Source organism: Streptomyces sp. NPDC002884 (assembly GCF_040295245.1).
In the GTDB taxonomy this organism is placed as follows: domain Bacteria; phylum Actinomycetota; class Actinomycetes; order Streptomycetales; family Streptomycetaceae; genus Streptomyces.
In genome coordinates this window covers 256,644-269,112 of the sequence record NZ_JBEOVB010000009.1, presented here as the reverse complement: position 1 = coordinate 269,112, position 12,469 = coordinate 256,644, and the positions used below count along the sequence as shown (strand labels likewise).

Below are 12,469 nucleotides of genomic sequence, written 5' to 3'. Positions count from 1 at the left end.
CAACTCACGCAGTTCGTTGAAGGTCTGACGGCCGAAAGGCGCCCTTGCGCCGACCGGCCGTTCGGCCGAATACTCCCCCTCAGCGCTTGTCAGGGTCACGGCGTGTCCGAAATCCGGACGAACGTCGGTCCCTGGCTGCGCCTCACGGGCCCCGACCCCACACCACGGGCCCCCGACTTCCCCTGGGAGGGAACGAAACGTGAGGATCAAGCGCACCACCCCCACCACCCCCACGAGCGGTATCTCGAGACGGACCCGGCTGACCGCCGTGGCCACCGGACTCGTGGCCGCCGCCGCCATCGCCATCCCCCACGCAAGCGCGGCCGACACCGCCACCTTCAGTACCGCCGAACTGAAGAGCGCCGGCGACTCGGTGCTCCAGGCGGACATCCCGGGCACCGCCTGGGCGGTCGACAGCAAGACCAACCGCCTCATGGTCACCGTCGACAGCACGGTCTCGGACGCCGAGATCGCGCAGATCAAGGAAGCGGCGGGCGACAACGCCGGCGCGCTCACCATCAAGCACACCCCGGGCAAGTTCAACAAGCTGATCGGCGGCGGCGACGCCATCTACGGCGGCGGCTACCGTTGCTCGCTCGGCTTCAACGTCGTCAGCGGGAGCACCTACTACTTCCTGACCGCCGGGCACTGCGGCGAGGTCGCCTCGACCTGGTACTCCAACTCCGGTCAGACCACCGTGCTGGGCACGAACTCCGGCTACAGCTTCCCGACCAACGACTACGCGCTGGTCCGCTACACCAACACCTCGGTCGCCAAGGCGGGCACCGCGGGCAACACCGACATCACCAGCGCCGGCAACGCCACCGTCGGCCAGTCGGTCATCCGGGACGGCTCCACGACCGGTATCCACACCGGCCGGGTGACCGCCCTCAACGCCACGGTCAACTACGGCAGCGGCGACGTGGTCTACCAGATGATCCAGACCAACGTCTGCGCCGAGGGAGGCGACTCCGGCGGAGCCCTCTACACCTCCGGCGGTGTCGCGCTGGGTCTGACCTCCGGTGGCAGCGGCAACTGCACCTCGGGCGGTACGACCTTCTTCCAGCCCGTGACCGAGGCCCTGAGCCGCTACGGCGTCAGCGTCTTCTAGTCCCCACGCGGGAGCCCTCGCGCAGGGGCCCTTGCGCAGGAGGCCTCACGCGGGACCGCTCCACCTGGCCTGTGGCCGATCGCAGGCGAGCCCCCGTACGCAACCGGCGTGCGGGGGCTCGCTCTTGCCCGGGGCCAGGGTTACCGTCGGAGTACAGGCAGTGATGCGCGGGCAGTGCTGTGGACCCTTGGGGGCCGGCCATGGTCGAGGAGCTGGTGGTGGCGGGCGTCGCGCTGGTGTCCGCCGGAGCGGTGTACGTGGCGGCGGCGGCGCGGGTCGTCAAGCAGTACGAGCGGGGCGTGGTCTTCCGGCTCGGGAAGCTCCGGCCCGAGGTGCGCGGCCCCGGGCTGGCCCTGATCCTTCCGGGCGTCGACCGGCTCCGGAAGGTCAACATGCAGATCGTCACGATGCCGGTGCCCGGACAGGAGGGCATCACCCGGGACAACGTCACCGTGCGCGTGGACGCCGTCGTCTACTTCAAGGTGACCTCGCCGGCCGAGGCGGTCGTCCGGGTGGAGGACTACCGGTTCGCCGTCTCGCAGATGGCGCAGACCTCCCTGCGGTCCATCATCGGCAAGAGCGATCTGGACGATCTGCTGTCCGACCGCGAAAAGCTGAACCAGGGACTGGAGTTGATGATCGACAGCCCGGCCGTGGAGTGGGGCGTCACCATCGACCGGGTGGAGATCAAGGACGTCTCCCTGCCGGAGACGATGAAGCGCTCGATGGCCCGGCAGGCCGAGGCCGACCGGGAGCGGCGGGCCCGGATCATCAACGCCGACGCCGAGCTCCAGGCGTCGAAGAAGCTCGCCGAGGCGGCGAAGGAGATGTCCGAGCAGCCCGCCGCGCTCCAGCTGCGGCTGCTCCAGACGGTGGTGGCGGTCGCCGCCGAGAAGAACTCCACGCTGGTGCTCCCGTTCCCGGTGGAGCTGCTGAGGTTCCTGGAGCGTGCCCAGCAGCAGCAACCGCTTCCCCCGACGTCCTCCACACCCCCGACCACTTCCACACCTCCGCCGCCGGCGGCGGAGTCGGGTTCCGGCCAGGACTAGACCTCACCGCCGCGTGAGTGGTTACTCACGCGTAGCGTTTGCAGTGCGAATTTTCCTGTGGTGGCCAGGGGATGGCCCGGGGTGGTGAAGGCGTGGAGGGCGCGCGGTGTTCACCCTGTGCGCGTCCTGAAGTCGACCTTGTGTGCTCCCTGTGCGGTTCGGAAGAGTGGGCGCCCGTCAACCAGCCTTCCGGCCCGGCGCTGTCCCCATAACCGCCCGGGCCGCCCCCCCCACAGGAGGACGCGAGTTGAAGCACCGACGCATATCCGGGCGGCGGACGGTCATGACGGGTGCGGGTATCGCCGCGCTCGTCGCAGCCGGAGTCACCTTCCAGACTGCGAACGCCAGTGAGCCTGCGAAGACCTCGCAGCCCGCCCCCCTCTCGGCCTTCGCGGCCGGAAAGCTCGCCTCGACCCTCGGCCAGGACCTCGGCGCCGACGCGGCGGGCACGTACTACGACGCGAAGAGCAAGAGCCTCGTGGTGAACGTCCTCGACGCCGCCGCCGCGAAGACCGTCGAGGCGGCCGGCGCCAAGGCCAGAATCGTCGAGAACTCCCTCGCCGAACTGACCGGAGCCCGTACGAAGCTCAAGGCGGACGCGTCCGTCCCGGGCACCGCCTGGGTGACCGACCCGACCACCAACCAGGTCGTCGTCACCGCCGACCGCACCGTCTCCGACGCCGAGTGGGCCAAGCTCACCAAGGTCGTCGACGGGCTCGGCCAGGTGGCCGAACTCCAGCGCACCAAGGGGGAGTTCACACCCTTCATCGCGGGCGGCGACGCCATCACCGGCGGCACCGGGCGCTGCTCCCTCGGCTTCAACGTGGTCAAGGGCGGCCAGCCGTACTTCCTGACCGCCGGGCACTGCACCGACGCCATCTCCACCTGGTCGGACTCCTCCGGCACCGAGATCGGCGCCAACGAGGTGTCCAGCTTCCCGGACAACGACTACGGGCTGGTCAAGTACACCGCCGAGGTCGCCCACCCCAGCGAGGTCGACCTCTACAACGGCTCGGCCCAGCAGATCACCGGCGCCGCCGAGGCCACCGTCGGGATGAAGGTCACCCGCAGTGGCTCGACCACCCAGGTCCACTCCGGCACGGTCACCGGCCTGGACGCCACGGTGAACTACGGCAACGGCGACATCGTCAACGGACTCGTCCAGACCGACGTCTGCGCCGAGCCCGGCGACAGCGGCGGCTCCCTCTTCTCGGGCAGCAGCGCCGTCGGCCTGACCTCGGGCGGCAGCGGCGACTGCACCTCCGGCGGGGAGACGTTCTTCCAGCCGGTGACGGAGGCACTGTCGGCGACGGGGGCGCAGATCGGCTGACGGTCCCGTAGCGCAGCCTTCTGAGCGGCTGAAGTCCCGCCCCGAGTGTGAGGGGCGGGGCTTCACGCGTATCCGGCGCGGTGCGCACGGCCCGCACCGCGGGTCGGAGGAGGAGCCGGGGGAGGGGGCGTCGGGGGGAGCCGTGGGGTGTGTCGGCGCCTGGGGTCGGTGTCATGTCCCCGCAGTTCCCCGCAGCCCGGGTCGCGGGGTGTTTCCGCAGGTGGGAGGCGTTCTCGCGGCTGTCGTACACATGTTCGGAAATTGGTCTATGGTGGGGGTGGGAGAGTTGGGAACTGATGTTCGATTAGTGGGAGGTGCGGATGCCAGGGTTCACGCATCTGCACACCGTCTCCGGGTTCTCCCTGCGCTACGGCGCCTCGCACCCGGAGCGGCTGGCCGAGCGCGCCTCGGAGCGGGGGATGGACGCCCTCGCCCTCACCGACCGCGACACCCTCGCCGGCACGGTCCGCTTCGCCAAGGCCTGCGCGAAGGCGGGCGTGCGCCCGCTGTTCGGGGTGGACCTGGCGGTGGCGCCCCCCGAGCGGCCGCAGGACGACGCGTCCGTACGGCGGGACAGGCGCCGCACTCCCGTGCGCGGCGGCGCCTTCATCGACGAGTCGACACCCCGCGTCACCTTCCTCGCCCGCGACGGAGCCCGGGGCTGGGGCGACCTGTGCCGGATCGTCACGGCCGCGCACGGGGGCGAGGGGACCCCGCTGCTGCCCTGGGCCGAGAGCCACGGCGCCGGCCTGACCGTCCTGCTCGGTCCCGCCTCCGACGTCGGCCGCGCACTCGCCGCGGGCCGGCCGGACCGCGCGGCGAAGCTCCTCGTCCCCTGGCGGGAGGTGTACGGCGACGCCCTGCGGCTGGAGGCCGTCTGGCACGGGCGCACCGGCACCGGACCCGGTTCCCTGCGGCTGGCCGCCCGCACCGTCGGCTTCGCCGCCGAACAGCGGATCCGGCCCGTCCTCAGCAACGCCGTCCGGTACGCCGACCCCGGTCAGGGCCCGGTCGCGGACGTCCTGGACGCCGCCCGTCGGCTGGTCCCCGTCGACCCGGCGAAGGAGCTGGACTCCGGGGAGGCCTGGCTCAAGGACGCGGGCGCGATGCTGGGCGCGGCCGAACGGATCGTCGAGGCCGCGGGCTACCGGCGCGACACCGCGCACCACCTGCTGGAACAGACACGGGCGACGGCCGCCGAGTGCCTGGTCGACCCCGAGGACGACCTCGGCATGGGCGCCGTCCACTTCCCCGAGCCGCACCTCGTCGGCGCGGGCCGCCGCACCGCCCAGCGGACGCTGGCCTCCCGGGCGGCGGCCGGGATGGTGCTGCGCGGCCACTCCGGGAAGCGCGCCCACTGGGAGCGGATGCACCGGGAGCTGGACATCATCGCCCACCACGGCTTCGCCTCGTACTTCCTGACGGTCGCCCAGGTCGTGGACGACGTGAGGGCGATGGGTATCCGGGTCGCGGCCCGCGGCTCCGGCGCGGGCTCGCTGGTGAACCACCTGCTCGGCATCGCGAACGCCGATCCCGTCGAGCACGGGCTGCTGATGGAGCGCTTCCTGTCCAAGGAGCGGGTCGTGCTGCCGGACATCGACATCGACGTGGAGTCCGCGCGCCGGCTGGAGGTCTACCGGGCGATCATCGGCCGGTTCGGCACCGAGCGGGTCGCGACGGTCGCGATGCCGGAGACCTACCGGGTCCGCCACGCCGTCCGGGACGTCGGCGCGGCCCTGTCCATGGACCCGGCCGACATCGACCGCATCGCCAAGTCCTTCCCGCACATCCGGGCGCGCGACGCCCGGGCGGCGCTGGAGGAACTGCCCGAACTCAGGTCGCTGGCGGCGGAGAAGGAGAGGTACGGGCGGTTCTGGGAGCTGGTCGAGTCCCTCGACGCCCTCCCGCGCGGAGTCGCCATGCATCCGTGCGGGGTGCTCCTCTCCGACGCCTCCCTGCTCTCCCGTACGCCGGTCATGCCGACCAGCGGCGAGGGGTTCCCGATGGCCCAGTTCGACAAGGACGACGTCGAGGACCTCGGGCTGCTCAAGCTGGACGTGCTGGGCGTGCGGATGCAGTCGGCGATGGCGCACGCGGTGGGCGAGGTGGCGCGGGCGACGGGGGAGCGGATCGACCTGGACACGCTGAAGGGCGGCGATCCGGCGACGTACCGGCTCATCCGGTCCACCGAGACGCTGGGATGCTTCCAGATCGAGTCGCCGGGGCAGCGGGACCTGGTGGGACGGCTGCAGCCGGCCACCTTCCACGATCTCGTCGTCGACATCTCGCTCTTCCGGCCCGGGCCGGTCGCCGCCGACATGGTGCGGCCGTTCATCGAGGCGCGGCACGGGCGGGCGCCGGTCCGGTATCCGCATCCGGATCTGGCGGAGCCGCTGCGGGACACCTACGGGGTCGTCGTCTTCCACGAGCAGATCATCGACATCGTCGCCATCATGACCGGCTGCGGGCGCGGCGAGGCGGACCGGGTCCGGCGCGGGCTGTCGGATCCGGAGTCGCAGGGGCGGATCAAGGTGTGGTTCGCCCAGCACGCGGCGGTCGGCGGATATGACGCAGAAACGATTCAGCGGACCTGGGAGATCATCGAGGCGTTCGGCTCGTACGGCTTCTGCAAGGCGCACGCGGTCGCCTTCGCCGTGCCGACGTACCAGTCGGCGTGGCTGAAGGCGCACCACCCGGCCGCCTTCTACGCCGGGTTGCTCACCCATGACCCCGGGATGTACCCGAAGCGGCTGCTGCTGGCGGACGCGCGACGGCGGGGGGTGCCGGTGCTGCCGTTGGACGTGAACAGGTCGGCGGTCGCCCACCGTATCGAACTGGTGTCTGATTCGGGGTCGGATCCATCCGGCGCAGGCCCTGATCCATCCGGTTCAGGGGTATGGGGACTGCGGCTCGCCCTGTCCGACGTGTACGGCATCACCGAGGCCGAGGCGGCACGGATCGCGGACGGGCAGCCGTACGCCTCGCTGCTGGACTTCTGGGAACGGGCGCGGCCGAGCCGTCCGCTCGCCGCGCGGCTCGCACAGGTCGGCGCGCTGGACGCGTTCGGCGCCAACCGGCGTGATCTGCAACTGCACCTGACCGAACTGCACCGAGGCGCCCGGGGCGCGGGCGGGGGCCAACTCCCCCTGGCGGGCGGCCGGAAGACCGACCCCGCCGGACTGCCGGACCTGTCCTCCGCCGAGAAGCTCAGCGCCGAACTGGGTGTGCTGTCCATGGACGCCTCGCGCCATCTGATGGACGACCACCGGAGCTTCCTCGGCGAACTCGGCGTGGTGTCGGCGCGCCGGCTGCGCGAGACCCGGCACGGGGAGACGGTCCTGGTGGCGGGTGCCAAGGCGGCCACCCAGACCCCGCCGATCCGGTCCGGCAAGCGGGTCATCTTCACCACCCTGGACGACGGCACCGGCCTGGTCGACCTCGCCTTCTTCGACGACTCCCACGACGCCTGCGCGCACACCGTCTTCCACTCCTGGCTGCTGCTGGTGCGCGGGGTGGTGCAGCGGCGCGGCCCGCGCAGCCTCAGCGTGGTGGGCGCCGCCGCCTGGAACCTCGCCGAACTGCTGGAGGTGCGCCGGGACGAGGGGCTGGAAGGGGTCGCGGCCCGGCTGGCCGACCCCGGTGGCGCCCCGGACACGGGATCCCCCGACGCGGGTTCCCCCGACGCGGGCGCCGACGGCCCGGCGCGCGGCCGGCTCGCCGGTTCGGACGGGCTGCCCGCACCGGCGGGCTCGGCCGCCCGGGACGCGGGGGAGCAGCGTCGCATCCGCATGCCCACGGGGTACGAGATGCACCCCTGGGCCGATCTGCGCCCCGCGGGCGAAGGGCCCGCGGTGGGAAGGAAGTTGTGGCACCAGAGTCCGGGGAGTGCGGGATGACCATCCTCTGCGTACGTTTCCAGCTGCCTTCGACGGACGAGGCCGCCCTGCCGGCGCTGCTCGGGCTGCTGGAGGAGTTCACGCCGGTCGTCGAGGCGTTGCCCCCGGACGGGGCGCTGGCCGATCTGCGCGGCGCCGAACGGTACTTCGGGCGCAGCGCGGTCGAGCTGGCGTCGGTGATCAGGGTGCGCGCGCTCGCGCTGCACGGGGTCGACTGCGTGATCGGCGCGGGTCCCGGCCCGATGTCGGCCCGCATGGCGCTGCGGGGCGCCCGGCCCGGGGTGACGTGCGCGGTCCCCGAGGACGGGGTGCGGGAGTTCCTCGCCGAGAGGCCCGTCGTCGCGCTGCCCGGTGTCGGTACGGCGACCGCCCGCACCCTGTGCGAGTACGGCCTCGACACCCTCGGCCGGGTCGCCGCCGCACCCCTGTCCACGCTCCAGCGTCTGGTCGGCGCGAAGGCGGGCCGGGAACTGCACGAGAAGGCGAACGGCGTCGACCGCGGCCGGGTCGTGCCGAACGCCGTATCCCGCTCCCTGGCCACCGAACGCCCCTTCGGGCGGGACGAGTCGGACCCCGACCGGCATCGCCGCGCGCTTCTCTCGGCCGCCGGGGAACTGGGCGCCCGGCTGCGCGCCGTGGAGAAGGTCTGCCGCACCCTGACCCTCACCGTGCGCTATGCGGACCGCTCCGGCACCACCCGCAGCCGCACCCTCGGGGAGCCGACCGCGCACTCGGCGGCCCTGACGAGAACGGCGTACGGCCTGTACGAGGCGCTCGGTCTGCAACGCGCCCGGGTCCGCGCGATCGTCCTGCGCGCCGAGGCCCTCGGCCCCGCCGACCAGGCCTCCCACCAGCTCACCTTCGATCCCGTGGACGAGAAGGTCCGCCGGATCGAGGAGGTGGCCGACCGGGTGCGGGCGAAGTTCGGGCCGGGGGCGCTGAAGCCCGGGACGCTGGCGGCGTGAGGCGAGGGCGAGGGCGGCGGAACGGTGTGGAGGTGGAGGTCGGGGTCAGTTGGCCCACGGGGGAGTGATCAGGGTCCCGTCGGCCAGCTCCGCCTCCAGGCCGATGGACGTGGTGACCCAGGAGAGCGCGGTGTGATCGGTCGGGTTCTCGACGGCCAGGGTCGTCCCCGGATTGACGATCACCGTGTCTCCGGCCCTGATCCGCTCGGCGCTGCCGTCGAGCGTGAGGATTAGCTCGCCGACGAGCAGATGGAAGATCTCCTCCCGGTTGACGGTGTGCGCGGGAGCCTTCGTCCCGGCGGGGATCTCGCCCCTCCAGGCGCACAGCTCCTTGCTGCCGGTGCGGGGAGTGGCGTACGAGACGAAGCGGGCCCCGTGGATCTCGTGGGTGACGGCGTCGGACGAACGGACGACGGGCATGGGTGTCTCCTGTCGGTTGCGGCTTCTGGCGGGCGTCGCTGCTGGTCGCACGCTCGAAGCGGGCCGGAAGATGGTCAAGTAGATTGACCATCTGGTCCCATGGTCAAGCTGCTTGACCAATCTGTCAAGAATGTTTCAATGCAGACGTGCAGAACTCCGAAGCCATCGCCCTCACCGCCGCCCTGCTCGCCGCCGCGGGTGAACTCACCCAGCGCATCAACGACGGCGTCCTCGCCCGTGGATTCGAGGGGCGGCCCGCCTACGGCTTCGCCTTCACCCGGCTCGCCCCGGACGGCGCCACGGTCACCGAGCTGGGCGCGCACCTCGGGGTCACCAAGCAGGCGGCGAGTCAGCTCGTCGAGGAGCTCGTGCGGAAGGGGTATGTCGAGCGCCGCCCGCACCCCGGGGACGCGCGGGCCCGGTTGGTCGTGCTCACCGAACGCGGTTGGGAGTGCACCCGGGCGGCGGAGGAGGCGGCCGCCGAGGCGGTGCGGGCGTGGGTCGCCGTGCTCGGCGAGGGTGAAGTGCGCGTTCTGCGCGACCAGTTGTCGCGCATCGCCCCCCATGGGCCCATTCGCCCCGCTTGGTGACGGCGCTATCAGCGATCCCGACCGGCGGTGGCTATCACTGGAAGTTTTTACTGACGCGTAACTTCACAGTTCAGCTACTCGCCCGTAACTTGACGAGTGAACAGCATCCTCGTGATCCGGGTCACAGGGCGTAAGACCATCGCACCTCCCCTTGAGCCGCAAGGAGATCACCCGATGCTGCCCTGGAAACGCGCGCTCAGACCACTCGCCGCACTGCTGCTGGCCGCCGTGGCCGCGATCGTCCCCGCCGGCGCCGCCCACGCCGACTCCACCGCCACCGACTCCACCGCCGCCTCGTCGAGCGGCTGGAACGACTACCGCTGCAAGCCCTCCGCCGCCCACCCCCGCCCCGTCGTCCTCGTGCACGGTACCTTCGGCAACTCGGTCGACAACTGGCTGGCCCTCGCCCCGTACCTCACGGTCCGCGGCTACTGCGTCTTCTCCGTCGACTACGGCCAACTGCCGGGCGTCCCGTTCTTCAACGGCCTCGGACCCATCGACAAGTCGGCCGCGCAGCTCTCCACCTTCGTCGACAAGGTGCTCGCCGCGACCGGCGCCGCCGAGGCCGACCTCGTCGGCCACTCGCAGGGCGGCCTGATGCCCCGCTACTACCTGAAGTTCCTCGGCGGAGCCGCCAAGGTCAACGCGCTCGTCGGCATCGCGCCCGACAACCACGGCACCACACTGAGCGGACTCGCCAACCTGCTGCCCTACTTCCCGGGCGCCGAGGACCTGCTCTCGACCGCCACCCCCGGCCTCGCCGACCAGGTCGCCGGATCGGCCTTCCTCACCAAGCTCAACGCGGGCGGCGACACCGTCGCCGGCGTCCGCTACACCGTCATCGCCACCAAGTACGACGAAGTGGTCACGCCGTGGCGCACCCAGTACCTCAGCGGATCCGACGTGCACAACGTCCTGCTCCAGGACCTGTGCCCGGTGGACCTCTCCGAGCACCTGGCGATCGGTCTGTTCGACCGGATCGCCTTCCACGAGGTGGCCAACGCGCTCGACCCGTCCCGCGCCACCGCCACCACCTGCGCGTCCGTCTTCAGCTGACGAGCTGACGAGCTGACACGCCGGCGCGCAGGTGTTCCGCCGGGGCCTGTCCGACCTGAGCCGCCGGTCAGGCCCCGGAGTTCTCGAAGGGGACGGCGGCTCAGCGGCCGTGGCGTCCGCCGCTCATCGCCCGCCTGCGCACCGACCCGAAGAGCAGCGCCGCGCCCAGCGCCAGGACGGCCGCGCCGCCCACCGCGAGGTAGGGGGCGCTGCCGTCGCCGCCGGTCTCCGCGAGGCTCTTGCCCGAACCCGATCCGGCGCCGGCCGCCCTCGGCTCGTCGGCCGTGCCGGGCGACCCGGCCGCGGCGGCGGGCTCGGCCGTGGCGGACGGCCCGCTCGTCGGGTCGGTCGCCGGGTCGCCGGTCGGGTCCGTCGTCGTGGTGGCGTCGTCGTCCCCGTGACCGTGGTGCTCGATCGTCGACTTGTCGGCGCCGTCCTCGATCTGCTCCTCGGAGGGCGCGGAGGCGGACGGCGCGGTACCGGAACCGGCCCCCGCTCCAGTACCCGTTCCGGTGCCGGCGCCGGCGCCCGTTCCCCCGAACGTCACGTCCGAGCAGGAGTAGAACGCCTCCGGGCTGTCCGAGCGCTGCCAGATCGCATACAGCAGCTGCTTGCCCGAACGCTCGGGCAGGGTTCCGGAGAAGGTGTAGAAGCCGCCCGCCGCGACCGGGTCGGTGGCCGTCGCCACCGGGTGCTCGAGGTCGAGGTCGGACCAGGCCAGCGGCCCGGCGGCGGCGTAGCCGGCCTTGGTGAGGTAGACCTTGAAGGTGCCCTTGTGCGGGGCGGTCACGCGGTACTTGAAGGTGTACGAGCCGCTGCCGACGCTCGTCGCCGGCCAGTCGGCGCGGGCCAGGTCCAGGCCCTTGAACTCCTCGTTGTTCGCGCTGCACAGCTTGCCGTCCGGGATCAGCTCCTGGTGGCGGCCGCCGGCGTCGCCGATGCGGATGCCGTTCCAGTCGTACAGCGCCTGGGTCCCGCCCGCCGCGACCGCGGCCCGGCACGCGTCCGACTTCGGGCTCTCCGGACCCTCCGCGTAGCACTGGGCGACCCGGCTGACCGGATCGCCCATCGACCCGTGCGCGGCGGCGGGCGCGGCGGCCAGCACGGTCAGGACCGGCGGGATCAGCCCGACGGAGGCGACGACGGCGGCGGCCTTGCGGCGTGCGGGCATGGGGGAACTCCTCGGAACCGGAACAGGTGGTGGCCTGATGTGTGCCGGAACCAAGAAACCGCGAAAACACCCGCTCGGGGCGGTCCGTGGCGATCTTTAGGGTCGCCTTAAGGAAGCGCTGAGCCGGGGATCAGGTAGGTAACGTCCAGGGCATGACGAACGAGGAGATCCGGCCCGCCACGGCGGCCGACGTGCCGGCCGTGAAGGCCGTGACGGACGCGGCGTACACGCCCTACATCGCGCGCATCGGGCAGGTGCCGCCTCCCATGGAGGCGGACCACGCGGCGAACGTGGCCGCGGGGAAGGTGTTCGTGACCGGCGACCCGCTCGGTGGCGGGGTGGTCGGCCTCGTGGTGGTCGAGGCGTTCACCGACCACCTGTTCCTCGACAGCATCGCCGTCCGTCCCGACGCCCATGGCAAGGGCATCGGGCGGCGGCTGCTGCACTTCGTGGACGCACACGCGCGTGCGCTGGGCCTGTCCGAGGTCAGGCTCTGCACGAACGCGATGATGTGGGAGAACCAGGAGATCTACCCGAAGTACGGCTACGTGTTCGTGGAGCGGCGCATGGACGGACCGTACGACCGCCTTCACTACCGCAAGCGGCTCGACTGAACGCGGCGTCGCTCAGCCGTCCGGCCACCAGGTGCGGGCGATGTCCTTGCGCACCTCGGGGCGTCCGGCCGGCCGTTCGTCGACCTCGTCGCGGATCCGGCGGGAGTCCGTCTTCTTCAGGGGCTTCTGCACGGTCGTACGGCGCATGGCTGCCTCCTTCAGGTGCCACCGGGTTCCGCGTTCTCACGGAGGTAGACCCTTTGGGGGAGAGTTCCTCATCGGCCCCCCTTCTGTCAGTGGCGACTGTCACGATTCGATTGTCAGTGG

The 12,469-nt window shown here is 71.8% G+C and carries 11 protein-coding genes; 8 read left to right on the top strand and 3 right to left on the bottom strand.

Features of this window, described 5'->3' with window-relative positions; genetic code table 11:
- Positions 1-199 precede the first annotated feature (199 nt).
- The 5 genes from ABT070_RS21230 to ABT070_RS21210 all read left to right on the top strand — a co-directional run bounded on the left by ABT070_RS21230 (position 200) and on the right by ABT070_RS21210 (position 8,351).
- The gene (locus tag ABT070_RS21230; RefSeq protein WP_351762820.1) at positions 200-1,111 is read left to right on the top strand and encodes a S1 family peptidase; all 912 of its coding nucleotides are present in this window, start codon (positions 200-202) and stop codon (positions 1,109-1,111) included.
- Positions 1,112-1,311: 200 nt separating this feature from the next.
- Complete coding sequence (locus tag ABT070_RS21225) at positions 1,312-2,160, top strand: slipin family protein (RefSeq protein WP_351762817.1); 849 nt, start codon at positions 1,312-1,314, stop codon at positions 2,158-2,160.
- 247 nt (positions 2,161-2,407) lie between these two features.
- Positions 2,408-3,490: a S1 family peptidase gene (locus ABT070_RS21220; RefSeq protein WP_351762814.1), complete on the top strand. Its 1,083-nt coding sequence runs from the start codon at positions 2,408-2,410 to the stop codon at positions 3,488-3,490.
- Positions 3,491-3,810: 320 nt separating this feature from the next.
- A complete protein-coding gene (locus ABT070_RS21215) occupies positions 3,811-7,386 on the top strand; it encodes a DNA polymerase III subunit alpha (protein ID WP_351762812.1) in 3,576 nt (1,191 codons plus the stop codon).
- Entirely contained in the window at positions 7,383-8,351 is a 969-nt protein-coding gene (locus tag ABT070_RS21210) for a DNA polymerase Y family protein (protein WP_351762809.1), read from the top strand. Before ABT070_RS21215 ends, ABT070_RS21210 begins: the two co-directional genes overlap by 4 nt.
- Positions 8,352-8,396: 45 nt before the next feature.
- Here the strand turns inward: ABT070_RS21210 and ABT070_RS21205 are convergent, their stop codons facing one another.
- On the bottom strand, positions 8,397-8,771 hold the full coding sequence (locus ABT070_RS21205; RefSeq protein ID WP_351762806.1) for a cupin domain-containing protein: 375 nt from the start codon (positions 8,769-8,771) through the stop codon (positions 8,397-8,399).
- A gap of 146 nt (positions 8,772-8,917) precedes the next feature.
- Here ABT070_RS21205 and ABT070_RS21200 point away from each other — a divergent pair, with 146 nt between their 5' ends.
- Both ABT070_RS21200 and ABT070_RS21195 read left to right on the top strand, forming a co-directional pair.
- The gene (locus ABT070_RS21200; RefSeq protein WP_351762804.1) at positions 8,918-9,361 is read left to right on the top strand and encodes a MarR family winged helix-turn-helix transcriptional regulator; all 444 of its coding nucleotides are present in this window, start codon (positions 8,918-8,920) and stop codon (positions 9,359-9,361) included.
- A 174-nt stretch (positions 9,362-9,535) separates the two neighbouring features.
- Positions 9,536-10,417 (top strand): lipase family alpha/beta hydrolase, encoded by an 882-nt coding sequence (locus ABT070_RS21195; protein ID WP_351762801.1) that lies wholly within the window; start codon positions 9,536-9,538, stop codon positions 10,415-10,417.
- A gap of 100 nt (positions 10,418-10,517) precedes the next feature.
- On the opposite strand, the gene ABT070_RS21190 is transcribed toward ABT070_RS21195, so the two are convergent.
- On the bottom strand, positions 10,518-11,588 hold the full coding sequence (locus tag ABT070_RS21190; protein WP_351762798.1) for a lytic polysaccharide monooxygenase auxiliary activity family 9 protein: 1,071 nt from the start codon (positions 11,586-11,588) through the stop codon (positions 10,518-10,520).
- 152 nt (positions 11,589-11,740) lie between these two features.
- On the opposite strand from ABT070_RS21190, the gene ABT070_RS21185 reads away from it, so the two are divergent.
- Positions 11,741-12,202 carry a GNAT family N-acetyltransferase gene (locus ABT070_RS21185; RefSeq protein WP_351762796.1) on the top strand — a complete coding sequence of 154 codons (462 nt, stop codon included), beginning with the start codon at positions 11,741-11,743 and terminating at the stop codon, positions 12,200-12,202.
- Between the two features lie 12 nt (positions 12,203-12,214).
- On the opposite strand, the gene ABT070_RS21180 is transcribed toward ABT070_RS21185, so the two are convergent.
- The gene (locus tag ABT070_RS21180; protein ID WP_020128204.1) at positions 12,215-12,349 is read right to left on the bottom strand and encodes a hypothetical protein; all 135 of its coding nucleotides are present in this window, start codon (positions 12,347-12,349) and stop codon (positions 12,215-12,217) included.
- Between the last annotated feature and the right edge of the window lie 120 nt (positions 12,350-12,469).